Origin of the sequence: Bifidobacterium sp. (assembly GCF_022647885.1) — a bacterium.
Taxonomy (GTDB): domain Bacteria; phylum Actinomycetota; class Actinomycetes; order Actinomycetales; family Bifidobacteriaceae; genus Bombiscardovia.
The window spans coordinates 1,783,635-1,808,651 of the sequence record NZ_JALCLM010000001.1; the positions used below are offsets into that span (position 1 = coordinate 1,783,635).

Sequence of the window (25,017 nt, forward strand, 5' to 3'; positions counted from 1 at the left end):
CTCCGTGATTCTAGACGGGTATCGCCACATGATCCCTGTGATCATTCGGACGGCACACTTAAAGGGACTCATATATGAATCCCTATGACATATTGATTATCTGATATGAATAATACATTTCCTGTTACAACATCTAGCGTGTCATCTTTCTCCGTGAGAAAATCCGCTCGATCAGTGGAGCAGCCCATATGAAAATCATGAACACACACGCTGACACAACAAGTGCGCAACACGTCACCAAAAGCGTTACACCAGTAGGCACCGACAGTGCGAAGAAATTACTGACCACAGGAATAAACAAGCCTATGACTCCTGCAACGGCGAAAACAGCAACCAATATCCCACGCCATGAGCGCAATGGGCGCGCCACGCGTGCCAGCACGAGAATGCCCATAGCGAACAACACCATAGAGCTCACCACTCGCAACTGAGCCAAATCGGTCGGCTTAGTCAAATCCCACCCCATAACAGCAGGGACGACCCACGCGGTCAATAAAACTGCGATACCAGTAGCGGTGCCACATGGTAAAGCGAACATGACCACGCGCTTCAAAAAGCCAGGCTTGTAGCGACGAACATTGGGGGCAAGCGCCAATAAGAAGGCTGGGATACCAATAGTTAATGAGCCGATATAGGTGATATGCCTCGGTAGATATGGATACGGAATCGCGCTGAGTACCACGCCAATAGAAATTAAGGCCGAATATACGGTTTTGACAACAAAAAGACCAGCCACTCGCTCCATATTCGCCATCACCTGACGACCCCTAGCAACCACATCGGGCAGATGAGAAAACTTTGAATCAACCAAAACAACTTGAGCCACCGACTTCGTAGCTGGTGCAGCATTCCCCATAGCCACACCGAGGTCAGCCTCTTTCAAAGCTAAAGAATCGTTTACTCCATCACCTGTCATTGCGACCACATGATTACGAGAGTGGAGGGCCTGTACGATGGCTTTCTTCTGCTCGGGGAGCACCCGACCAAGCACATCAACATGTTCAAGTACGTCAGCAAGCTCTTCAACATCCTTAGGCAATTCACGCGCATCCATAGCTCTGGGCTCTTGATCCCCTGTCAGTCTGACAGTGGAAGCGATGGAACGTACAGTGCCCGGGTTATCACCTGAAATAATTCTGCAGCGTACGCCCTGTTCTCTGAACCAAGCCAGAGTGTCACTTGCATCCTCACGAATCCTCTCAGTACACAACACCAGAGCTTCAGGAATCAGGGAATCAGGCAACTGATGTTCAGCTGTCTTGCTCAATTCAGCGTCGGACCTTGCCAACAGCAATACACGGTATCCCTGTTCCGCTAGATCGCGTGTTTGTTGATGGATATCATCTCGTTTGTGGGCGAACTCATTAGGAGCATCAACAGCAGTCCGCTCCATCAGAATTTCTGGCGCTCCCATAAACCACTGACTGCCATCTTGGAACACTGCAGCGCTCCATTTTCTGGCAGAAGAAAAAGGAATTCTATCGACAACATTCGCAGATGGATGTACCGCTGGCAGACCTTGCGCAACCGCTTGTGCTGTAGCATTTGGCTGTTCCTCAGCACACACGTCAATCAAACGCTGTTCCAACTCTGCCCTGTCAGCATGCTCAACCAGTTCTTGTAAATGTGAAAACTCGATTCCTCCATCGGTGATAGTACCTGTTTTATCGAGATTCAAAGCGTCTACGCGCGCTAAAGTCTCTACCGCTTCCAACTCCTGAACCAAAGTTTGCTGTCTTGCCAAACGAATAGCCGCAATCGCAAAATTCAATGATGTCAGCAAAACCAAACCTTCAGGAATCATACTGACCACACCTGCGACTGCTGACACAACAGCGTCACGCCACATACCAGTGGCAATTGCAGACTCAAGACCCCCCACTGCTACAAGTTGAGTCCATACTAAGAGCACACAAAGAGGAACCACAACGAAGGTCATGGCGCGCAGAATTTTGTTAATGCCATCATTGAGATCGGAATGAGTTTTTGTAAAGACCTTTGCCTTTGCAGTCAATTTTGCTGCATATCCATGGTCGCCAACTGCGTTTACCCGTGCAAGAGCCAGCCCCGACACGGCAACAGAACCAGAGTAAACTTGCTCTCCCTCGCTGTGGCTGACTGTTCTTGATTCTCCGGTCAGCATGGATTCGTCGAGTTCAAGTCCGAAAGTACGGATTATTTCTGCATCCGCCGGTATCTGCTCACCAGCACGTATCCAGAGCAAATCATCAAGCACGATTTTATCGTGACTAATCAATACATCTTGTCCATCACGGTGTACAACATAGTCAGACTCAACCAAGATTGAAAGCTTATCTAGTGTCTGTTTGGCCCTCAGCTCAGTGAGCACCCCAATGCCGGTATTCACCAGGATGATGCACCCAAAAACAGCATCCTTCCATTGCCCCGTACTCAGTACTACCAATGCTGCGACAAAAATAATGCCATTAAATAAGGTGAATACATTCGCTCTTATGATTTGTCCCAAAGACCGGGAACTCTCAGATTTCACAATATTGAGCTGGCCAGCTGCGATTCGCTCAGCTACTTCTTGCTGGCTAAGGCCAGAATCGTCTACGTGTGGCATCGCAAACTCGGATCGCTGTTGCCCTTGCTCTTTCATGAACCCATCCTCTGCTTGTGTCAAAGGTACTAGTGCCTCCGCCTCGTATTATTCATCGACTCATGCTCATTTCATACGGTACAACCGCCTCATATACCTCATAACTCTTGTTTGCACTCAAAAATCGAACTGCTCATCTTGTGGCTGACGATGTGTTGTCAGTTATCCATTCGGTATGCAGTTTGGCACCTGAGCACATGTGCACTTCACTCAACCATCTGCAGCAATGCACATCACATCGGCATGGGGTTTGTCGTCAATCACACTGATAAGAGCTTTATCCAACAGCTGCGTTTGCGCCTGAGATGATAGGCACTGCTGTGACTCCCCTGATGCGAAGCGCGCCGCATACAGCGTCTTATCGATGCTAATATCACTCTCCGCCATAATTACTACCGGAACACCAGCCATCCTAGCCTGACGCAGTGCACTTTCGAGTGAGGGGTATGAAACTATCTTCTTATTAGCAAGTAGAAGCATGATTATTGATGCTCTACTTTCAACAGCGCTTCTGACACCAATTGCCACACCATCATGAACGTGTGCTGATGCAGAGTAGACAGCTTGGATATTCGAATTGTATAACTGTTCCAGCAGTTCGCGATCGCTATTCGACGATGCAGACGAAGTGCCTACAACAACCATGCGTATATCACTTCTATCAACACCGTCGTGGTCTTGTGTAGTATTCACCGTTTGCGTATCGCCAACAGCGAGGCCAGAGGGTGCACACGATGCGAGTGAGACACACAGCAAAGTCGCCAACAGCACTGCACAGCACAACCTCACACTCCGCCATGCCTGCGTACCTGATCGATTGTCTGTGCTCATCATCAAGGTGATTCTATGTCAAAGCTGTAATACCCTCAGCAAAAGTGCATGAGTGCTCACAAAGTAGACACTACACAAAGCATTAGCCCACTGCTCTCCATAACGGCAATGTTCAGCGAGGCTAGAGTCTACTTCGTTAGCAAAGCCACCGTCTCAACATGGTGAGTCATCGGGTAAATATCAAAAGCCTGGATATGTTCTAGCGTATATCCGAGACCCTTAAAAGTACCAATATCTCTGGCAAGACTAGTTGGATCACAGGCAACATAGATGACGCTGCGAGCGTTGGACTCAGCGATTTGGCGACAAACTTTACTCCTTGCACCAGCCCGTGGAGGATCAAGTACAACTACATCAGGCGCACTCAAATTCGATGGCAAATGGCTTAAAGTCGCTGCCACATCACCACATCTAGCATCAACATGATTGATATCCATATCACGCAGATTTTTGCGAGCATTACGAACCGCTGTTTTGGCACCCTCAACGCTGAGCATAGTCACACCGTCCGCAATCAATGTTGCCAACGGCAGAGTAAATAACCCTGATCCTGAATACAAATCCCAAATGCATGGATGGGCATTCGTGTCGACGCGCGAACGAACTATATCAACAACCTCTTGCGTAAGAGACTCTGGGGCGTCTCGATGAACCTGCCAGAATCCAGAAGCATCGACATGATAGGTGAACAGCCTTCCATCTATATTTACTCCCTCAACTAAATGTTGATTACCTGCTTGCAGTTCATCGTTAGTGAGTAGACCAAAGTTATCGTCGACCTCAATCCCATCTCTGCGCTCAGGAACAGATAGTCGAATATGTGTACCAGGGACGAATGACGTATCCCATAATGCTTGCTGCTGCGCTACACTCAGCAGCGTTGTTGTGGCTAGCGGCATATCTCGCACGCGAAGTCGCTGGTGAGTGCCCCGCCTACGCATTGAGGGTAATCCCTGTTCGTCAGCAATCAACTCAATTCTTGTGCGCCAGTGCAGACCATCAAGAGCTACGTCGCTTTCAGGTCGAGTAATAGGCACTTCGATGTCTTGATGTCCTAGACGCTTAAGCTGTTCTCGGATGATTTGAGATTTCCAAGTCAGCTGCCCCTGAAGTGAAACATGACATAAATCGGCACCACCGACACCACCGCCAGCCGATAGCGGTCCGGACAATGGCCAAGCGTAGGGAACGCGTTCAGGGCTTGCTTCAAGGACTTCATCTACTTCCGCTGTCCAGAAGCGATCCTCTCTATCATGCGGCTCATCAACCGTTATATGTAGCAGCTCACCAGGAAGAGCGAATCGCACAAACACCACGCGTCCATCGATATGCCCCACGCATCGCCCTTGGTCTGCAAAACGCTCTATGCGGATCTCCGCTTGCATCAACACCCCTTATTTATCGTCAACTGATGATTCATCAGTACGGCGCTTCACTATGTCTGTTTCCTGAATTTCAGCTTGCTCTTCACTGCGACGATGTATATGAAGCGGTGTGGCAAGCATCAGCCATGAGAGCCAAATCGTGAGAGCAAATAGTGGAATTCCCATCACCAAACGAGCCGTGCCTAAATATGCAATCTGCTCGGTAACATACAACGGCAACTGAATTGCCAATCTTAACGCGAAAATGGCACACCACAGGAAGGTGACCTTGGTATACGCCCTATACAAGGGCTTATCTGAACGCCACGCATTCAGCCACGTGCTTAGCTGTGTCACAGCAGGATTGCGAATGAACTCTACAAGCGCACCAATCCCAGGAATTCTTACGGCTATTGACAGCAGCAGAACCACTATCCAGCAGGCATTGGTAATGAAACCAGGCAAATAGTAATTTCTGGCATCGTTGCTGAACCAAGCCCAGACTAAACAGATCCCCACCGCAGCTACACCACTGAGTGCGCCCATAATGGACTGTCGTTGCACCAGCCGCAAGATCAGTTCCAACCCAGCCAACGCAGCAGCAACGATGATGGTGAGACCTAGATTTCTGGTCGTTACAAATCCAATAACAAAAACCAACCCAGGGAGTAAAGACTCCACCACACCTCGTATTCCTCCGATAGCATCCATAACGGAGAAATCTTCTTGTGCGAGCGATGCCAGACCGTGCAGCTGTGTACTGTGCGCAGCATGGGCAGTGGTCTGACTTATTACGTCATTGTCTTCACTCGAGTGTTCTTGATCGGTATTGTTCACCGTGTCATCTTTGTGTATATCTGACAGCGCCACGCGTTAACGCATCTCCGAGAACATAGGGCCACGAGATAACGTAGATTTCACCTCGGTCTGCTGATCGCTGTCAAAAGGACCATCAGGTTTTCCTGGAATCTTTTTGGCTGCAGACTTCGAAGATTTAGATGAATCGTCTTGAGTATCGTCGTCAGATGCATCATCATCTTGACCAGGTGTGATTGGAGGATGCATAGGCAGCAGATCGTGCGGGGCAAGAGGTTCTTCACCACGCTCAACCACAACATCCGAGAAGAATTGGTCGAGAATATCTTTCTCATCGCCCTCTGCAGCAGCTTTACCTGAGAAAATTCCTCGTAACATCCAGCGGTGACCATCGACACCAACCACACGAGTAATCAGTCGCTTTCCTTTTACCGTTACTGGCAAGAGAATCTCAGTGCCGAAAGCGCCCTCTTGCTCATCAGCATCAGAATTCGCCTCAAGCAAATCCGCACGAACATCGTCCCACAATCCCAATGTCTTAGGAGCAGCAAAAGCTTCCAGTTCAAGGCTCGAGGAACCATAAGTGATTGTGGCACCAAGGATCTGCCCATTGGCACGATTTGCCTTTAGTCGTAGCTCAACCCCTTGTAAGTAGGGAAGCTTAAATGCTCCGACATCTAGATGATTGGAATAATCGATGACATCGTCATCTTCGATATCCCAAGGCCCGTCATACCGCTGGCCTTTATACAATGAATCTTCATCATCATCGTTTGTGTCAGAGGCAAGGTCGTCATCGAGTGATTCATTTGACGATGTCTCAGAATCGTCCAATTCGTCTGCTTCTTGAACCTGATTGGCACTATCCGAGCTCTTGTCAGTCGCATCCTCTGCGCTTGTCACGGAGTTGTCCTTGGCTTCGCTTTCACCTGCTGCAGCGTCATCTTCACCCTCATGATGTTTCGAGCGTTGCTTGCCGAATCCAAACAGACCCATTGTTCCTCGTTTCCTGAGCGCTCGTGATTCGAGCACATATTGCCAATCATTGCAGTCGTTCCCTACAGTATGCACCACAATCTTGAATGGAACGCACTACCTGACACTTTTTACCAGATTAGCCTTACCAAGTCCCCATTACCAACCACATGTTAGCGAATCATGACAGCAAATACCCCTGTAGCATTTCTCCCCGTCACTAGTGACATTCACTACTGATCGTTACACTGCATAGCTGATACTCAGCGGCGCATGATCGCTCCATCGTGTTGCGTAACTTGGTGCCTTGTCAATAGTAAATCCAGTTGCTGCTTCTGCCAGCTCAGGTGTGGCGAACTGATAGTCAAGTCTCCATCCAACATTGTTATCAAAAGCTCTGCCACGTTGACTCCACCACGTGTAAGGCCCTTGTATATCTCCTGCGAGATCACGCATAACATCCACGAATTCTAATTCGCCAAGCCATTTGTCAATAAAGGCACGCTCTTCTGGCATAAAACCTGCATGTTTGATATTGGCTTTGGCATTCTTAATATCCAACGGTGTATGAGCTATGTTGAAATCACCACAAAGCAGGGCTTGGCGCCCTCCTGCCGCCGCTTCGTCTCGTAATTCGCTAAGTCTGGTGACCATACAGTTCAAGAAGCGGAACTTCTGCTCCATTTTCACAGGATCGTCTGCATCACCAGAATGTACGTAAATACAAGCAATGGTAATTCGGTAACCTTGAGGAGTCTCTATATCAGCTTCAATCCAACGTCCGCTGTCAACATCTTCTTTCAATCCTGGCAGACCATAGCGCATATCCACAACCGGCAGAGCCGACAATAGCCCAACTCCAGCGCGACCTTTAATATTGCAAATTTCGTTCATCCGTATGAGACGATCTGGCGTTGCAACTTTGCCGGCCGCCAAATAGCGCTGTGCAACTTCATCGAATATTGGGTCAATTTCAGGTTGTGGTGCTCTGACCTCTTGCATGCACCACACATCTGGCACATGCTCTCCAATCCAGTCTTCTACACCTTTGCGTTTTGCCGCTCGAATGCCGTTTACATTAGAAGTCGTCACCGTGATACTCATAATGCACACCATATCACCCAGCTTTACCGCATTTCTGGCGAGCGCCCTGCGTTTGTGTAGGGATTATTACTGAGACAAGAAGTATATGAAATCAAAGAATGTTGGAATTCCAGTGTTTCCATCTCTTGGATATATGCGTATAAGCCATAAATCCCTACACAACTGAAGCTATCGATGAAAAAGGCCTAGGAACACGGTATTTTCGTGCTCCTAGGCCTTCACTCAGCGTCAAAACGAGGCAATTATCGCTTGTCAAGCCCCAGCTCAAGGTTGCCGCCAGGAATTGCGGCGAGCAAATCCCTAGTGTATTGGCGTTGCGGATGTTCAAACACCTCATCCGTTGTGGCATGCTCAACAAGTTTGCCGTGTTGCATCACCACCACCTCATCAGCTATCTGGCGCACCACAGCTAGGTCGTGTGTAATGAAGAGGTAGCTCAAACCACGCTCAGCCTGCAAATCATTCAAGAGGTGCAACACCTGATCTTGCACTAGCACGTCTAGAGCGGAAACAGCCTCATCACAGATAATTACGTCCGGATCAAGCGCCATAGCCCTAGCGATGGCAATTCGCTGACGCTGTCCACCAGAGAGCTCATTGGGATAACGCCTCATGACCGACTGTGGCATTTCAACCAAATCCAACAACTCCGCAACCCTCTTACGACGGCTGGCATCGTTACCGATATGGTGAATGCGCAGTGGTTCTTCGATTGAACGGTAAATCGAATACATCGGGTCAAGCGACCCATAAGGATTCTGGAATACTGGCTGCACATGCCTACGGAAATTCATCAATTCCTTAGCATTGAATTCCGCAATATTCTGTCCGTCATAACTGACAGTCCCCGATGTCGGATCAAGCAAATGCAGAACCATGTTAGCAACTGTGGATTTGCCTGAACCAGACTCCCCCACAATAGCCAAAGTCGTACCACGTTTTACCGAGAAGGAAACATCATCAACAGCTTTAAAGAGATCCTTCGTGCGCGGCAGCTTGAACTCTTTGGTCAGGTGATCCACGGTGATAATGTGCTCGCTACGATCCAAGCCACTCTCATCGACCAGATGGTGTTCCATCAGACGAGTGGCATCCTCACCACGCTCTGTCGCAGAAATAATACGTTGCGAAGCCAAGGAAGGAGCAGCATTTACCAAACGCTTGGTATATGGGTGCTGGGGATGTTGTAGTACTTCGAGGCTGGGACCTGATTCAACAACTCGGCCTTTATACATCACCACAATGTGCTGTGCACGCTCAGCTGCTAGACCAAGATCATGGGTGATAAATAGTACAGCCGTACCTAGGGAATCAGTCAGTTGCTTGAGATGGTCAAGAATTTTCTTCTGCACCGTAACGTCAAGTGCACTAGTCGGCTCATCGGCAATCAACAGGTCAGGGCGTGATGCAAGACCGATAGCAATCAAAGCACGTTGACGCATACCACCGGAGAATTCATGCGGGTATTGACGCGCGCGAGTAGCTGCATCCGGCAAACCTGCCTCTGCTAATAGGCCACCGATTCGATCATCAATTGAAGCGCCTGTGACATTACGTTTAGCAATATCCCACGCCTTATCTTGGTCAACACCTGCTTGAATCAGGTCTTGCGCTACACGCCAGCGGGTTTCAGAACCAGGAATCCATTGTTCGTTGAAGTAGGCGAGTTTCTTGTCAACATTCGGTGTACCAGCTTCGGTAACAGCTTGTTGTGCTTCAGCGAGCAGGGTAGGCAACTCTTGAGAAGCAATGAACAGTTCGTCATCCTTCTTTTGCAAATCAACTTCAGCATCAGCAAATGCTTTTGACAGATTAGAGCGCTTTTCATGCTTGACATCCATGCCGTTGGCTTTCAAAGCCTCTTCGACCTGTTTACCTATGCGCCAAACAGGATTGAGGTTGCTCATTGGGTCTTGAGGTACCAGTCCCATTTCACGACCACGGATATGCTCGTACTCTTTGCGATTGAGCGAAGTAATATCTTTGCCCTCAAGCTCAATACTTCCGCCAACAACATGTCCAGTACCGGGCAGTAAGCCCAGAACAGCCATCGCGGAGGTAGATTTTCCTGATCCGGACTCTCCAACAATAGCCACCCATTGTCCTGGATACACATTGAACGAAGAATCTCGCACTGCGTGCACAGCTCCGCCAGTGTCAGTCGTGAAATCAACTTGTAAGTTTTTCACTTCGAGCAAGGGCTTGTCCGGTGGCAACACTGTCTGTCCTGTCTGATCAGTTTGAGCTGTATCAGAGGTGAGATGATGCTGTTTAGTATTCACGTTTTCAGTCATAATTCCTCCGCTCAGGCAGTCCGGCTCTTGGGATCAAGTGCATCTTTGACAGCATCGCCCATCATGATGAAGGCGAGTACCGTTATCGCCAGTGCTAGCGATGGGTAGAAGAGTACTTGGGGATCGACACGAAGCAAGGGCTGCGCAGACGAAATATCTCCACCCCAGCTGACCACAGTCGTTGGCAAACCGATGCCAAGGAAGCTCAGCGTTGCCTCAGAAACGATGTATGAGCCAAGGGAAGTAGTAGCAATCACAATGACAGGTGCCAAGGAGTTTGGCACTACGTGACGGAAAAGATTACGCATTGGAGACGAACCAAGCGCTGTAGAAGCGGTATTAAATTCAAGATTCTTTGTTTCCATCACAGAGCCGCGGGTGATACGAGCCACAGAAACCCAACCGAAGAGGGACAGCACCAGAACAACCTTCCAAATAGAGGAAGACGTGCGGAACATCTGCAGTACGACGATGGCACCGAGCAGCAGAGGGATTGCAAAGAAGATATCCGTGATACGGCTCAGAAGAGCATCAACCCAACGACCGTAATATCCTGCAACAGCACCAATGAGTCCACCTACCAATGTCGAAATCAAAGTACTCAGAATACCTACGCTCAGCGAAGTGCGTGTGCCATAAATCACACGAGAGTATATATCGCAACCTTGTTGATCAAAACCTAAAGGATGCCCCTTACTCCCCGTGCCAAGGGAGCTGTTGAGCACACAGTATGTTGGGTCAAGTTTGGTAAATAATTGCGGGAACAGCGCAACCACAACAATGAAAATGATCAGTACACCCGAAATAATAAAGAAGGGGTTCTTGCGCAGTGTGCGCCAAGCATCAGCCCACATGCTGGTCGCTGGCTCATCCTCGTCAACCGTATCGACTTCTTTGAGTGGTGTCTCATCTAAAGGAGCAACGAAGCGCTCTTGACCGGGGAATGGTGTGATGACGAAATCTTCCGTTGATCCGGAAACTGCGTCTTGGGACATATTGCCTTCTTGTTCAGACATCATTTGTTGAGACATCGTTATCCTCTCACGCATACCGGATTCGCGGATCAAGCACGGCATATAACATATCGACCACCAAATTGCAGATCACAAAGATCAATACCAATATGGTGACAATCGACACCACTAGAGTGCCTTCGCCGCGCAGAATACCTTGATACAGCGTGTTGCCCACACCCTGAATGTTGAAGATGCGCTCAGAAATCATTGCGCCGCCCATTAATGCACCAATATCAGTTCCTAAATATGTCACTACAGGAATCATTGAGTTACGCAAGATATGGCGCATGGTGACTGAGCGATTAGACATACCTTTTGCTCGTGCAGTACGTACATAGTCCTCGTTCATATTCGAGGAAATCTCGGAACGAGTCAGGCGAATTATATAGGCCATAGATACGCTGCCAAGGACCATTGCAGGCATCAGCAAATCCAGGAAGCCTGGGTTACCACCTGCTGTGACTGGCAGAATCTGCCATTTGACACCGAGGAAGAACTGCAGCAAGAAACCAGTGACGAAGGTTGGCACAGAAATTAATAGCAACGAAACGATAAGAATCACGCTGTCGTACCATTTTCCCTTTTTCAGACCAGAGACGATACCGAAAATCACTCCGAAAATCGCTTCGAATACAAAAGCCATAATGGTGAGTTTGATAGTTACAGGGAAGGCTCTCCCGATAACATCGATTACTGGCTGTCCGCTAAAAGTATTGCCAAAATCAAGTGTTAAGGCATTCTTCAAAAACAGTATGTATTGAATGATGAAAGGCTTGTCAAGATTGTATTCAGATCGTATCTGTGCTGCCACGGCTTCATTGACGGGCTTGTCACCAAACATTGCTTTGACCGGGTCTCCCGGCAGTGCGAACACCAAAGCGTAAATCAGTAACGTCGTGCCGATCACCACTGGGATCATCTGCAATACTCGTCTGAGCAGATATTTACCCATCGGCTTGCTCCTTTTCGATTACCCGGATAACGCATTCCGGCTTCATTGTTTCTCCAAACATCCCATAAACATGGAAATGTGCATCGAGCGTGGCAAGAACCAAACTTCGCATGATCCTTGCCACGCTCGTTGCACAAACTTCAGACCGTCAGCTTACTCCTACTTGGTGAGGTCTTGGTAGACCGGAAGATTCTTCCAGTTCATGGTGAAGCCCTTCACGCCTTTAGCTGCAACGCCATTGGCGTTGGAGTAGTAGAGCGGGACAGCAGGCAGATCTTTGAGCAGAAGCTCCTGAGCAGCCTGATAATCTTTGTTAGCATCGTCTTCGCTGGTGCTGCTTGCAGCCTTGCTAATCAATGCATCAAAAGCAGGATTCTTGTAATCACCATCGTTGGAACCATTACCGTCAGCTGCTGATGAAGAATACAGCGGCTTCAGATAGTTTTCAGCGGATGGGTAATCGGGCTGCCATCCAGCGCGGAAGGCGGACTTGATTGAACGATCAGTGATAGCCGAACGGAACTCGCTGAAGGTTGGCATTGGGTTGGTGGCCGCGTCAATACCAAGGGTATTCTTCACGGAGTTGACAATGGCGTCATAAACAGGCTTTGCACCACCATCGGCGTTGTATGCAAAGGTCAGCTTGTCAGATGAGTTCCATGCAGAAATCTTATTGGCTTCATCCCACAGCTTCTTGGCCTCAGTCTTGTTGTACTTCAACACAGAGTTGCCCTTGAGTGAGTCTGAGAATCCTGGAGTCATTGGTGAGGTGAAATCAACAGCTGGAGTGCCGACACCGTTGAGTACCTTGTCCACAATGGCCTTGCGGTCAATAGACATAGAGATAGCTTGACGACGCAGGTGACCCTCTTCATCATTCTTGAAGTGTTCAAGCGTTGAAGGGAAAGTAAATCCTTGGAATACAGAACCAGCCTTGTTATAAGCCTGCACGGTATCATCCGTGGTGAAAGTCTTGGTCTGCGAAGCTGGAATGGTCTCCAGAACGTCGAGGTTTCCTGCCTGAACATCTGCATATGCAGGCTCAACGTCGGTGTACATCTTGAAGGTAATGCCGCCATTCTTTGCTGGCTGGTTACCCTTATACGCATCATTCTTCACGAGCTTGATACTCTGGTTATGCGTCCAAGATTCAAACTTGTATTGTCCGTTGCCCACTGGCTTTTCGCCGAATGCCTTAGGGTCCTTGAAGAAGGACTCTGGCAGTGGCGCGTAAGCGGTGTATCCGAGCATAGTTGGGAATACCGAGTTGGCCTCGTTCAACGTCACCGTGAAGGTGTTGTCATCGACAACCTTCAAGCCTGAAAGCTGTGCGGTAGACGCAACACCCTTCTCCTGCAGTGCATCGTAGCCCTGAATTACCGAGAAGAAGCTTGAGCTCAGCTGAGCGTTAGTGGCGTTGGCACCATAGCTCCACGCCTTGGTAAATGATTCAGCGGTAACAGGTGTACCGTCGGTGAACTTCCATCCGCTCTTCAACGTGATGGTGTACTCAGTATTGTCTGAGTTAGCCTTGATTTCCTTGGCAACCTCGTTCGATGCCTTCCCCTTGGCGTCAAATGAAACGAGCTTCGCGAACAACAGATCGATGGGATTGCCACCGCAAGTCTCATTGGTGTTCGTTGGAATCAAAGGATTCTGTGGCTCACAGCCATATGCCGAAATGATGCTAGTACTTGCCGAAGCGTCACTGCTTGCATCACTGGAACTGCTGCCGCACGCACTGAGCCCAAGGGCCAGGACGCATGCAGTGGCAGCGAAAAGTGAGAGTTTAGAACTCTTCCTCATTGATTTTGCTCCCCTACTTGTATGTGGTGTGTACTGAGTCTCCCCCGTACACGTTGGGGTCGGTGCCTTCTTCTCACCGACCCCAACGTCTTTCATCGCTCTATTCTTGTCGCATTTGTCGAATCGCACAATTCCGATAATTAACAAATAACTCATCATCAACATCTCTTGAAGTGCATTCACACCCATTGGCTGTCTATCGAAATGTCAGTGTCCTATAAGGATTTGGCAGTATTGTTACCTTTTCCCCTGCAACAAGTCGAATGTTACACGCCATCGAGAAATGTTACGAGAATGTTAACGGATGATAGATTTCACGCTCTTGGAAAAGCCTGTTGATACCGATGTTTAAGTTGCTCAATCGAAACATGTGTGTATCGCTGGGTCGTATTTAACGAGGCGTGGCCCAAAAGCTCCTGGACTTCACGCAAATCAGCCCCACCATCGAGCATGTGTGTAGCAGCGGAATGTCGTAGGGAATGCGGAGAAATATCTGGCACCCCTGCCTGTCGTGCTAATTCATGGACAATAGTGGAGGCTTGCCTCACTCCCAAACGTTTACCTCTAAGCCCCAAAAAAACGGCATGAGCATTGACTTTGCTACTGGCGTGCTTCTGTACGTCAAGGTGCTGCTCTGAACCTGTATTTCCCGAGTTCACACCGGTTTGAGAATGCTGCAATATTATGGGGCGACCTTCATCAATCCATCGCTCAAGCGCATGTTGGGCAGGTACACCAAAGGGAACCACCCGTTGCTTGTTCCCTTTGCCCAATACCCGAAGAGTGCGGCTCGAAAAGTCAATATCGTTAAGATCCAAACCAATAAGCTCAGAAATTCGTATTCCGGTGGCATAGAGCAACTCAACTATTGCCACATCCCGTAATTCAACAGCGATACTCTTGCGGTTTGTTGACAGCTGCGGATCTGGATGTTGTGCATCTCGGCTTGGCCTGCTGCTGCTTGCTGTCACATCGGCTATTGCCTGCTCAGCACTATCCATCATGGTTTTTGCCTGCAGTTGCGTCAAGATGCGCGGCAATTCTTGGGTTTGTTTAGGAGTAACTAGCTCTTCGGACGGATTAGTAAATATATGTCCGCGCTGTGATAAATATGAAAAGAATCTTCTGACAGAGACGATTTTTCTTGCCAGCGTTGAGCGTGCATGACCATGCGCTTCATGTGCCACCCACAAACGTAAATCTTTCACAGTAACTTCTGAAAGATCACTGATGCCGCGAAGCTCAAGAATGTTCAGAAGCTCGGTAATATCAGCACCATACGATTTCACAGTGTTGAGGCTTAAACCATCATTGATGCGTAAATGTTGCAAGAATTGCTGACGCTCCCGCTCAAATGATGGAGAAGTATTCTCAGTCTCAGACGCCTCGGTCATGAGATATCATCCTAGCGAAGACTTCTTACAGTACATGCTGATTGTCCCAATCATCTGCTTTAAGTGGAGGTGAAACAGCCGAGAGCAGCACCACCGATGAATAAACCGCGTCAACAAGTAACGAATGTATCATCATCCTTTTGAGTGCACTTCACTAACAGCAACATGTCAGAGCTAGCAATAATGCAGAACAGGACTGGTTATGGGACTTCACGGATCACGAGAAAAAGAACAGCGCAAACATGAGCTGGCGCGCAGTCGCCGTAGCAGGACTGCGCAGACGGACCATTCAGAATCTATCAGTGGATCTGCAATTGTTGCTCAAGCGATTGATCTGTGCAAAAACTATGGCGACAAAGACGCTGTGGTGACTGCTCTAGATCATGTGAATGTGGAATTTCGTCGTGGCGAAATGACCGCAATTATGGGGCCTTCCGGCTCTGGTAAATCCACGTTGATGCATTGCATGGCTGGATTAGATACGCCTAGTTCCGGACGGGTCATCGTGGAATCACTTGAAGTCTCTTCGATGTCACAGAAAGATCTCACTAAACTCAGACGCGAGCAAATTGGCTTCATCTTCCAATCTTTCAATTTGGTTCCGACTCTCACTGCCGAGGAAAACATCCTCCTGCCGTTGCAAATTGCCAAAAAACCCATTGACAGAGATTGGTTTAATCGCGTGGTGGATGTGGTTGGTCTGCGCGAAAGACTGACACACCGACCAAGTCAACTCTCAGGCGGACAACAGCAGCGCGTCGCCTGTGCAAGAGCTCTTATGGCTCGACCTTCTGTAGTGTTTGCAGACGAACCAACCGGTAATCTTGACTCTCGATCCAGCCGCGAAGTGCTTGGCTTCCTCAAATCATCAGTCTCTGAGTATGGGCAGACCATCGTAATGGTCACGCACGATCCAAGGGCTGCATCATATGCTGACCGCGTTTTGGTTCTTGCCGATGGTCAGGTCACCAGAGATATGCAGCATCCCAGCTACGAAGATATTCTCGAAGTGTTTAGCGATCCAGATAGCGACGAACAGCACACCGATACAACACAGTCCGTAGAACACCAAGATGCAGCAGAGCAGAACGAGGTTTCTCGTGATTAAAATTGGTTTAAGGGAGGCACGCTCCCATTTCTCAAGATTTGTTATGTCGATGATAGCCATCGCTTTGGGTGTTGGATTCGTAGTTGGATCCTTCTGCTTCAGAGAGATGCTCAACAATCAAGTCGACCAGATGATGTCCTCTAATATGGATGCCGACGTGTATATCCGTGGCAACAAAGCGGTAAGTGATGATGGAACTTCATCAACAGCTTCATCAACGTCTTCATCATCTACGACTACGTACAACGACATCGCAATTTCTCTAGAGAAGGATATAGCAACGGTACACGGCGTAAAAACAGCCAATGTCCGTTACTCAGTCTCAGGCCTAGTACTGGTAGGTAAAGATGGCAATGCCGTAGCAGCAGTGGGTGCTCCGACTCTAGGCATAGGTATGTCATCTCAGAACCCTTGGCGCTCAGCATCTATGACAAAGGGCACTTATGCCACAGGTGAGAGCGAAATCGCCTTGGACTCTTATGCTGCACAAAAAGCTGATTTGCAAGTCGGCGATAGCACCACATTGGTATACCCCGAAGGACCGCACACAGTAAAAGTGAGTGGCATCTTCCAAACCTCCAACAGCCAAGCTGGGGCAATTATTATCGGTCTTGACCCTGCAGTTGCAAAGGCAGCTAGTGACAAACTTGCTGAAAATCCGGACGAAACGCAATACATCGCAGTGTATGGCTCAGCAAATGGAGGCAAAGCTCTAGACGCTCAACAACAGAGTACACTTGCAGATGCTATCGATAAGTCACTACCTTCTTCCAGCAAGGCCTCAGCGGTGACAGGAGATACTGTCCGTGATGAGCAGTCTCAATCTGTTAAGGATTCACTAGGTTTCATTCAGCCGTTGATACTGATTTTCGCCGTGATTGCACTATTTGTCGGTTCCTTTATCATCGCCAATACCTTCTCAATGATCGTCCGAGAATCTATGCGCGGATATGCTCTACTACGCTCCGTAGGAGCGTCACCAGGACAAGTCTTTGCCACAGTAATAATTCAAGCAATCATCATGGGCGTTGTAGGTTCTGCAGCCGGCATCGGTCTTGGCTGGGGCATGGTGAAGCTTATAGCCGCAGGAATGTCTCAAATTGGCTCACCACTAACTGGTGCATCCAATCCAACCCTTCGGGATGTGCTTATAGGCTTGACAGTTGGAGTTTGTGTTTCCCTGATAGGTGCTGCCTTCCCTGCACGTCACGCCTCTCTGGCTCCTCCTCTGCAAGCTATGAATGAGACAGTCAACCCCGAAAAGCCGACATTCATTCGGGCAATCATAGGAACCGTTATGTGCGCCTTGGGAATTGTCAGCTGGGTCTTTACAGTTCAACTTGCTACTTCTAGCGATGGACTCACCCCTTGGAAAGCTGTCAACGACATGAATACGGGCTGGCCTCTAGGCGTGGGCGCCGCGTTCATCGTTATTGGTTTTATTGTGCTCAGTCCTGCATTAGTGACTATGGTGAGCAAAATTTTAGGCTGGGCGCCATCCTTAGTGTTCCCAGTAACAGGAAAACTCTCCACCAGGAATTTGGCTCGTTCGAAACGTCGAACGGCAAACACCGCAGCCGCACTGTTTGTTGGCATCGCCATCGTGAGCTGTTTATCAGTGGTTGCTTCCTCAGCAAAGAGCTCAGTTGCAGGAATCGTTGACAATGGGCTGAAATCAGAGTTTGTAGCCATGGCTAGCGGCGGCATGGGAGCTATTCCTGATGCTGCGGTGGACTCAGTCAAGGATGTCAAAGGAGTGAAATCAGTAACAGCTAACAAACTCCTGCAGGGCGTTAAATTCAATAACAAAAGCGTCCAAGCATCCACCATCACCACAGATAACTCACTGTTTACTGATGTCTTCACGCCACAAAACTCTGAAGGGAATCCAGATAAGGCCCTTAAGAATAACGAAATTATCGTTGCGAAAAATGTCGCAGACGATAAATCCTGGTCTATCGGAGAAACTATCAAAGTTTCTACCGATCTCACCACAGTACAGCTCAAGGTCGGAGCTATAACCAATGACGCGACCTTCAGTTCGTCGATTATTCTGGCGCACAAATCGGCCGATAAATTAGTGACACCTCAGATGCAACTTACTAGTGCAATGTATATCAGCACAAACAAGGGAGCTGACGACAGCAAAGTCAAGAAAGATCTCATAGCAGCAGTTAAACCGTATTACATCATTTCAGTGATGGATAGGGACGAATTCAAATCGACTATTTCCTCAATGGTTGACCAGATTATGTTGATTCTCTATGCATTATTGGCCTTGTCGATTGTGATTGCCATTTTCGGCATCGTGAACACACTTGCTCTCAGCGTTTCAGAACGCACACGTGAGATTGGTCTCTTACGAGCTATCGGTACTAGTAAAGGTCAAGTTCGCGGCATGCTGGCTATCGAATCCTCTATGATTTCAGTCTTTGGCACGCTTGTAGGCATGATTGTAGGAAGCATAGCTGGTGTGGTAATCCAAAAAGTGTATGCCTCGCAAGGTTTGGAATCACTCGACATCCCATGGTCAGAATTGCTCATCTTCCTGATTGCGGCAATTGTTGTCGGCGTGCTGGCAAGTTTGCCTCCTGCAAGGCGAGCGCTGAAAGTTCCAGTATTGGATGCGGTAGCCACCGACTAACTTCACTGAGACACACGACAGATGATTGCTGCGCCCTCTACTGCGGTAGAGGGCGCAGCCAGATTAACTAAGGTATATATGACAGACGACGATCACAATGGGCATGACTGTGCAGATACGTCCTGCGATGATGTCAATGTGTCTGTTGAGCTAGGTGCTCATACACAAACACATGATCACAACAATGGTGCTGCTGGCTCTCGAAATCTCTACCGTCAACAGTTACCCTCAACGATCCCCACAGGTGCACGCGTAGTCGTCAGAGTCGAGGAAGGCGTTAACCCCGATGACCAGAGGATGAAGTATCGAGACTATATAGGTCATGTGCACTATTGGGATGGCAAAGAACTCGACCTTATGCGCGATCCAGCAGCAAACGGATCAAGGCATGCTATGCGCGTATGGCTTCAGGCCGAGAAAATCGTTCGTATCAAGCCAATACCTGAACGTCCCAATCGACATCAATCGTGATATGTGACGAAGTTTTTCGTTTGTGTAGGGATTTTAGATGAACTGCGAAGTATGCAGTGGATGAGAATACTGCAATTCCGCCATTATGGCACCACATTACTTTCAGAATTATCAGGAATCCCTACACAACCGGAGATTAAGCTATGGCACGTGTCTGAATCGAGACCTGATGCGTTGTGGTAAAGGCAAGAATCTGTTCACCTCTGCGCGCGGAACTCAATAAATCTTCACGCCACGAATCATCCTGCAAATCCAGACTGCTAACTGTCTGCGATGATATCGTTTGTTGGCTATTCGACGCCTTGTTCTTCTCATCAGCCTTATATCGGCGAAATGGGTCAGCTTTCGCAAAGAATGATGTTAAAGCCGCTTGGTCATCAGTATGTAAGGCATCTGCCACTTCGTTCAACCGTGTTGCCATCTGGCGTAGCAGAGATTCAACATTGTGAGCATCCTCGACCACCATCGCACGCGTTCTCTGCGGGTCAGTGAGAGAGACTCTAGTCATATCGCGCCATGAACCTGCAGAAAGCGCCAATGCAATATTGCGATTTCTGGAATCGACTAGCTGATTCGAGAGTGCTGTTGACACCACATGAGGCATGTGCGAAATCAAGGCAGCACAGGCATCGTGAGTTGTGTCATCAACAGCAATCATTCGATTGTCAGCACCTTGGCAAATCATGTCAGACACAGTCAGAAAGCGCGAATATTGAGTAGTGTCATCAAAGGTTACTGCCCACAATGCGTTGTTAAGAAGTTCACTACTAGAAGCCTCAAATCCTGAACACTCATTGCCGGCCATAGGATGAGCTCCGACGTAATACCCCCCCAATCCCGCAGCTTCGACCTGATTACGCACCATCCCTTTCACACTACCCACATCGCTGAGTGTTACCGAGGGATGCCAAATCGGCGCCAAAATCTTAAGGATCTCCGGTATGGTAACCAGCGGCGTTGCCAATACCAATATGTCTGGTTTACCGGCAATCAACTCAGACAAGGAATTTACGCAATGAATTCCACATGCCTCAGCCGCCGCATAAGGGCGCTCATTATGGTTCCACGCAATAACATATCGACCATGATCTACTAACCGTCGCGCCAGAGAACCACCGATAAGTCCCAAACCCGCTATCGCAATTTTGTGAGCGGATGTCAAAATAGGCGATGCTTTCATACCGTGGTTTGGATGCATCATGCCAGTCACCATAACAACTCCTTGCGTATCTCATCGCTGTTCTCATTAATTCCTTCTGAGAATGCGCTCTGAGAAGCTGACGCTCCTTGCTGAGGTACACTCATCGATGCGCCTCCTCGCGGCAACATCCAAGCCGTAACCGGTGGGTTAGGACGTTCGCGACGTGAGTAAACAGCCAGAGTCTTAATCCATGTTCCTGAAGCAATCAACTGGGACAGAGCCTCATGAAAGTTCTGCTGCCATGGTGCTGCATCTATGGTTGCGATAAAACTGTAGGTACCATCATTGCCCTTAATCGGACGTGAAATAAAGCTAGTCATATTGAGCCCTGCATCCCGCAACACATCTAGTGCATTGGCGAGTACTCCTGAACCAGTGCTAAGCGGAATCAGTGCAATCACTGATTCGTATTCTCCTGACTGCTGGTTCGCCTGATAAGAAAGAAATTGCATGATTGCTTCTCTGCGATTCAGCACCAAGAAATCGGTATGAGCCCCTTGATAGTCCTGAATTTCAGTCGCCAATGTGCGTAATCCATACAAATCACCGCATATTCGTGGACCTAAAGCTACTTGACCAGGCAGAATATCTCTGCAGGCGGCAGCATTGGAGGATGCTGGTACGGGCCGAAGATTCGCAGATTCAATATATGACTGGCATTGAGCTAATCCGTGTGGATGTGCGCTTACCTCTGTCAACGCTAGGCCCTCAGGAGTGCTAGTAAAAGCGTCGAAGGCAATATCCACACTGACCCTAGCAAACGCAGCAACGTTATCTGAGTCAATCATCATATCGAGGTTAGGGACAACATACCCCTCAACATTGCTTTCCCAAGCAATTACACCCCAACCTTGCCCTGACTGCACAGCAGCCATAATATCTTTAACATTTGCCGCGGGAATAAGCTCACCATTGTCGCTATCGCTCAGATAATGATGAAGCACGTCGTTGGCAGCCTGGTGTGTGAATGAACCTTGTGGGCCCAAATACCAAATGCGTTGTGTGGAACTAGGCGGTGTGGAATTAGGCGGTGTGGAATTAGGAGGTGTGGAATTAGGAGGTGTGGAACTCATCTATGTACCTCGGCAGATCGTTTAGGCTCAGATGCATATTGCTGTACTGCAGTCTTCGCTTGTAACGAACCCGCAACAGTAAACCACCGCTGCGGCAGCACGAGCATTACCAACTGCAACACTATAAGGCCATACAACCAGATGTATCCCGCATGCATGCCAAAGAAGCTTAAAAACACACCCTTGCCTCCAACAGGGACCAATACATCGCCAGCGGGACCAGGAAATGCCATCAACCAAGCCATTGCCGATGATGACAGTAGATGAAACCCAGCGCCGAATACGCCGCTCCTGCTTCTTGCAGCCCAGGCAGACATTCCTATCAGCATGAAGGAAAGAAACAAACCATAAGGAATATTCTCAGCAGCGCCCATTCTATGAGTACCAGAGGCAATAATCGCAACGAGAAATCCACTAATAATGGATACCAATAATCGTCCTGGCACACCCAAACGATATGACAGAGGAAGATACTCTTGATGCCTCTGCGCTGTTACTGGTGCAGGAGGTTCTTCGAATTGCTCTTGGAAATTCAACGATGCCATGCCACCAGATTAGCCCACCCCTCATCCTTCGAGTTCATGCGCCACTCTTCGTCTTTACTACACACAGCTGCATTGGTGACAAGTCACATGATGTAAGCACCTATTGAAGCGTTCATATCTGACATTGATCTATGTCCCGTTATAACGCAAATGCCGCCCGCGCAACATACACGAGCGGCAAATAAGCGATTACGGCATCACCGTAGTTTCAGATATTTCAGCTGTTTTGATTCTGACGACGCTGCTTGGAATACCACTTGTACCACTGATCGCGATCAAGAATAATCTTCCGGATACGTATGCTCTCAGGGGTTACTTCGACACATTCATCCTCATTGGCGAAGTCCAAGGACTCCTCAAGGCTCATGTTGATCGGAGGCGTTAAGGTCTCGAGCACATCCGCGGTGGCGGAACGCATATTAGTCATATGCTTTTCCAAAGTGACATTGATATCAAGGTCGCCAGGCTTATTGGTTACACCAACAACCTGTCCTTCATAGACCGCTGCCTGCGGCTGTACGAAGAAGTTACCACGAGCCTGAAGCTTCTGCATGGCGTAAGGACTTGCTTTACCTTGACGATCTGCAACCATCGAACCATTCTGACGGGTGACGATGGCACCTGCCCACGGTGCATAACCGGCAGAGATTGAAGAGGCGATACCTGTTCCACGGGTGGCGCTGAGCAGTGCAGTGCGGAATCCGATTAAGCCACGGCTTGGAACAGTGAATTCGATGCGCACCCAGCCGGAGCCGTGATTGCTCATGGAATCCATGCGACCCTTGCGCTCAGCCAACAGCTGAGTCACAGTGCCCATGTATTCATCCGGCACATCAATCGTGGTTGCTTCCATAGGCTCATTGATCTTGCCATCAATAATCTTGGTCACTACCTGAGGACGCCCTACAGTGAGCTCGTATCCTTCGCGGCGCATTTCTTCGGCGAGAATGGCCAGTGCGAGTTCGCCACGGCCCTGAACTTCCCAAGCATCAGGACGCTCGGTTGGAACCACATGAATGGAGACGTTACCAATCAGCTCTCGCTGAAGACGATCGTTGAGCATACGAGCAGTTAGCTTGTGATCTTTGCCTTCGGTACCCACCAACGGTGAATCGTTGGTTCCGAAGGTCATCGAAATCGCTGGCTCATCAACATGAATTAATGGCAGTGGCTTCGGATCATTAGGATCAACGATGGTCTCGCCAATCATGATGTCAGACACACCTGCGATTGCGACGATATCCCCTGGGCCTGCTTCCTCAACAGGAACACGCTCAAGACCTTTGGTACGCAATACTTCGGTGAGCTTGAAGTTTTCGAGTGAACCGTCGACACGAGAGAGCCCATAATTTTTGCCCTTGACCAATGTGCCGTTGTAAATACGTACCAAGCCCAAGCGTCCGAGGTAGTCGGAAGCGTCAATATTGGTTACGTGGGCTTGCAGTGGGGCGTTCTCATCGTAGTGAGGAGCTGGAATGTTCTTGAGGATTGCATCGAATAGCGGCTCAAGATCATCATTATCAGGTGCTTCACCATCAGCTGGTTTTTCAGTCGAAGCATGACCGACTTTGGCTGCGCAGTATATTACTGGCAAATCTAGCAGAGCATCAAGGTCAAGATCGATACCTTCTTCGCTCACATCCTGTGCGAGACCTAGCAGCAAATCGGTGCTTTCAGATACAACCTCTTCGATTCGCGCATCAGGGCGGTCAGTCTTGTTTACACAAAGAATTACTGGGAGTTTAGCTTCCAAAGCCTTACGAAGCACAAAACGAGTCTGCGGCAATGGACCTTCGGATGCATCGACCAACAGCACTACACCGTCAACCATGGAGATACCGCGCTCGACTTCACCTCCGAAATCAGCGTGGCCTGGGGTATCCACCACGTTAATGGTGATGCCTTCAGGTTCACCGAGTTCTTCGGCCAGAGGGCCGGTATATTGCACAGCAGTGTTCTTCGCCAAGATGGTGATGCCCTTTTCACGCTCTAGCGCGTTGGAATCGAGCACGCGATCCGGGACCTCTTCCCTCTCTGAGAAGACATTCGACTGCTTGAGCATCGCGTTTACCAAGGTTGTCTTGCCGTGATCAACGTGTGCCACGATCGCCACATTTCGAATATCGCCACGAACCGCCATCAAAACCTCATTCTGTATTATTTGTATTCTCGCCGCATCAAGGATGTTGGGCATAAGAGACCTTCAAAAGAAACCTCGCCAATTCTAGCGATGTTTCTCGACTTATTCACCAGCAAGAGATTCTATACCTTTGAAACTGTGCGCAATAGCACGCGAAGCACGCTGATTCCGGTGCCGTGCGTGCTCTTTTGCACAGTTTCGACTCGGAATGTGTGCACCACTGCCGTAACTGTGCAATCTGACATGTGAAGCCGCGAAATCAGCGGGCTTCGCGTGCTGTTGCGCACAGTTGTACGCTCTGCTTCGCTGCTAGGTTCAGCTCTGTGAAGAGGTATTGAGGAACGACGTATCAGTCGAGCAACGCGGCTCTGTATGCAACAGTCCACTAGTCTTTCCAAGCGATTTACCGAGTGGATTGGAATTGCCATGTGCACTCGCTGATGATCAGCTCTTCGGATTCTACGGATTCTACGACCACATCGATTTCTTGAGCTCACTGGCATTGCCTGTACTCCGCTAGGTACCACATGATTTAGCAATGAATGGCAGACAACTTCAAGCGTTTTCTCTTATCAAGAACTGTCTACAAATCCCTTCATAATAGTGTGAGCTTACGAAACTGTGCATATCAGCACGCGAAACCGCGCAATCAGAGTGCTT

The 25,017-nt window shown here is 48.8% G+C and carries 17 protein-coding genes and 1 pseudogene; 3 read left to right on the forward strand and 15 right to left on the reverse strand.

The window, feature by feature from the left end; translation table 11 throughout:
• Positions 1 to 133: 133 nt before the first annotated feature.
• The 11 genes from LKI20_RS07555 to LKI20_RS07605 form a co-directional block, all read right to left on the reverse strand.
• On the reverse strand, positions 134 to 2,587 hold the full coding sequence (locus LKI20_RS07555; RefSeq protein ID WP_291773450.1) for an HAD-IC family P-type ATPase: 2,454 nt from the start codon (positions 2,585 to 2,587) through the stop codon (positions 134 to 136).
• Positions 2,588 to 2,833: 246 nt separating this feature from the next.
• A complete protein-coding gene (locus tag LKI20_RS07560; RefSeq protein WP_291772345.1) occupies positions 2,834 to 3,457 on the reverse strand; it encodes a hypothetical protein in 624 nt (207 codons plus the stop codon).
• Positions 3,458 to 3,582: 125 nt separating this feature from the next.
• On the reverse strand, positions 3,583 to 4,839 hold the full coding sequence (locus LKI20_RS07565; RefSeq protein WP_291772348.1) for a class I SAM-dependent RNA methyltransferase: 1,257 nt from the start codon (positions 4,837 to 4,839) through the stop codon (positions 3,583 to 3,585).
• 9 nt (positions 4,840 to 4,848) lie between these two features.
• Positions 4,849 to 5,529: a DUF3159 domain-containing protein gene (locus LKI20_RS07570; protein WP_291773452.1), complete on the reverse strand. Its 681-nt coding sequence runs from the start codon at positions 5,527 to 5,529 to the stop codon at positions 4,849 to 4,851.
• Between the two features lie 162 nt (positions 5,530 to 5,691).
• The gene (locus tag LKI20_RS07575) at positions 5,692 to 6,630 is read right to left on the reverse strand and encodes a DUF3710 domain-containing protein (protein ID WP_291772351.1); all 939 of its coding nucleotides are present in this window, start codon (positions 6,628 to 6,630) and stop codon (positions 5,692 to 5,694) included.
• Between the two features lie 222 nt (positions 6,631 to 6,852).
• A complete protein-coding gene (locus tag LKI20_RS07580; RefSeq protein ID WP_291772355.1) occupies positions 6,853 to 7,713 on the reverse strand; it encodes an exodeoxyribonuclease III in 861 nt (286 codons plus the stop codon).
• A gap of 242 nt (positions 7,714 to 7,955) precedes the next feature.
• A complete protein-coding gene (locus LKI20_RS07585; RefSeq protein ID WP_291772358.1) occupies positions 7,956 to 10,007 on the reverse strand; it encodes a dipeptide ABC transporter ATP-binding protein in 2,052 nt (683 codons plus the stop codon).
• Between the two features lie 11 nt (positions 10,008 to 10,018).
• A complete protein-coding gene (locus tag LKI20_RS07590; RefSeq protein ID WP_291773454.1) occupies positions 10,019 to 11,002 on the reverse strand; it encodes an ABC transporter permease in 984 nt (327 codons plus the stop codon).
• Positions 11,003 to 11,048: 46 nt separating this feature from the next.
• A complete protein-coding gene (locus tag LKI20_RS07595) occupies positions 11,049 to 11,975 on the reverse strand; it encodes an ABC transporter permease (protein WP_291772361.1) in 927 nt (308 codons plus the stop codon).
• Between the two features lie 159 nt (positions 11,976 to 12,134).
• Positions 12,135 to 13,781 carry a peptide ABC transporter substrate-binding protein gene (locus LKI20_RS07600; RefSeq protein ID WP_291772365.1) on the reverse strand — a complete coding sequence of 549 codons (1,647 nt, stop codon included), beginning with the start codon at positions 13,779 to 13,781 and terminating at the stop codon, positions 12,135 to 12,137.
• 314 nt (positions 13,782 to 14,095) lie between these two features.
• On the reverse strand, positions 14,096 to 15,175 hold the full coding sequence (locus LKI20_RS07605) for a tyrosine recombinase XerC (RefSeq protein WP_291772368.1): 1,080 nt from the start codon (positions 15,173 to 15,175) through the stop codon (positions 14,096 to 14,098).
• Between the two features lie 202 nt (positions 15,176 to 15,377).
• Between LKI20_RS07605 and LKI20_RS07610 the strand changes: the two genes are divergently transcribed.
• The 3 genes and pseudogenes from LKI20_RS07610 to LKI20_RS07620 all read left to right on the forward strand — a co-directional run.
• The gene (locus LKI20_RS07610; protein ID WP_291772371.1) at positions 15,378 to 16,283 is read left to right on the forward strand and encodes an ABC transporter ATP-binding protein; all 906 of its coding nucleotides are present in this window, start codon (positions 15,378 to 15,380) and stop codon (positions 16,281 to 16,283) included.
• Positions 16,276 to 18,927: an ABC transporter permease gene (locus LKI20_RS07615; RefSeq protein ID WP_291772374.1), complete on the forward strand. Its 2,652-nt coding sequence runs from the start codon at positions 16,276 to 16,278 to the stop codon at positions 18,925 to 18,927. The genes LKI20_RS07610 and LKI20_RS07615 overlap by 8 nt, the downstream gene beginning before the upstream one ends.
• A gap of 222 nt (positions 18,928 to 19,149) precedes the next feature.
• Positions 19,150 to 19,398, forward strand: a pseudogene (locus LKI20_RS07620) (DUF6725 family protein); the annotation flags it as partial.
• Positions 19,399 to 19,534: 136 nt separating this feature from the next.
• Here the strand turns inward: LKI20_RS07620 and LKI20_RS07625 are convergent.
• The 4 genes from LKI20_RS07625 to typA form a co-directional block, all read right to left on the reverse strand.
• Positions 19,535 to 20,578, reverse strand: a complete 1,044-nt coding sequence (locus LKI20_RS07625; RefSeq protein ID WP_291773458.1) for a prephenate dehydrogenase — start codon at positions 20,576 to 20,578, stop codon at positions 19,535 to 19,537.
• 26 nt (positions 20,579 to 20,604) lie between these two features.
• On the reverse strand, positions 20,605 to 21,672 hold the full coding sequence (locus tag LKI20_RS07630; RefSeq protein ID WP_291772377.1) for a prephenate dehydratase: 1,068 nt from the start codon (positions 21,670 to 21,672) through the stop codon (positions 20,605 to 20,607).
• Positions 21,669 to 22,217 (reverse strand): alcohol dehydrogenase, encoded by a 549-nt coding sequence (locus LKI20_RS07635; RefSeq protein WP_291772380.1) that lies wholly within the window; start codon positions 22,215 to 22,217, stop codon positions 21,669 to 21,671. Before LKI20_RS07635 ends, LKI20_RS07630 begins: the two co-directional genes overlap by 4 nt.
• 217 nt (positions 22,218 to 22,434) lie before the next feature.
• Positions 22,435 to 24,357, reverse strand: coding sequence for a translational GTPase TypA (gene typA / locus LKI20_RS07640; RefSeq protein WP_291773461.1), 1,923 nt, complete (start codon positions 24,355 to 24,357; stop codon positions 22,435 to 22,437).
• Positions 24,358 to 25,017: the final 660 nt, after the last annotated feature.

Bases quoted from the DNA above. Each gene is read 5' to 3' on its own strand.
- LKI20_RS07630 (WP_291772377.1), bottom strand. From the start codon at position 21,672: ATGAGTTCCACACCTCCTAATTCCACACCTCCTAATTCCACACCGCCT.
- LKI20_RS07580 (WP_291772355.1), bottom strand. From the start codon at position 7,713: ATGAGTATCACGGTGACGACTTCTAATGTAAACGGCATTCGAGCGGCA.
- LKI20_RS07595 (WP_291772361.1), bottom strand. From the start codon at position 11,975: ATGGGTAAATATCTGCTCAGACGAGTATTGCAGATGATCCCAGTGGTG.
- LKI20_RS07600 (WP_291772365.1), bottom strand. From the start codon at position 13,781: ATGAGGAAGAGTTCTAAACTCTCACTTTTCGCTGCCACTGCATGCGTC.
- LKI20_RS07570 (WP_291773452.1), bottom strand. From the start codon at position 5,529: ATGGATGCTATCGGAGGAATACGAGGTGTGGTGGAGTCTTTACTCCCT.
- LKI20_RS07585 (WP_291772358.1), bottom strand. From the start codon at position 10,007: ATGACTGAAAACGTGAATACTAAACAGCATCATCTCACCTCTGATACA.
- LKI20_RS07605 (WP_291772368.1), bottom strand. From the start codon at position 15,175: ATGACCGAGGCGTCTGAGACTGAGAATACTTCTCCATCATTTGAGCGG.
- LKI20_RS07590 (WP_291773454.1), bottom strand. From the start codon at position 11,002: ATGTCCCAAGACGCAGTTTCCGGATCAACGGAAGATTTCGTCATCACA.
- typA (WP_291773461.1), bottom strand. From the start codon at position 24,357: ATGGCGGTTCGTGGCGATATTCGAAATGTGGCGATCGTGGCACACGTT.
- LKI20_RS07625 (WP_291773458.1), bottom strand. From the start codon at position 20,578: ATGAAAGCATCGCCTATTTTGACATCCGCTCACAAAATTGCGATAGCG.
- LKI20_RS07560 (WP_291772345.1), bottom strand. From the start codon at position 3,457: ATGATGAGCACAGACAATCGATCAGGTACGCAGGCATGGCGGAGTGTG.
- LKI20_RS07610 (WP_291772371.1), top strand. From the start codon at position 15,378: ATGGGACTTCACGGATCACGAGAAAAAGAACAGCGCAAACATGAGCTG.
- LKI20_RS07575 (WP_291772351.1), bottom strand. From the start codon at position 6,630: ATGGGTCTGTTTGGATTCGGCAAGCAACGCTCGAAACATCATGAGGGT.
- LKI20_RS07635 (WP_291772380.1), bottom strand. From the start codon at position 22,217: ATGGCATCGTTGAATTTCCAAGAGCAATTCGAAGAACCTCCTGCACCA.
- LKI20_RS07565 (WP_291772348.1), bottom strand. From the start codon at position 4,839: ATGCAAGCGGAGATCCGCATAGAGCGTTTTGCAGACCAAGGGCGATGC.
- LKI20_RS07555 (WP_291773450.1), bottom strand. From the start codon at position 2,587: ATGCCACACGTAGACGATTCTGGCCTTAGCCAGCAAGAAGTAGCTGAG.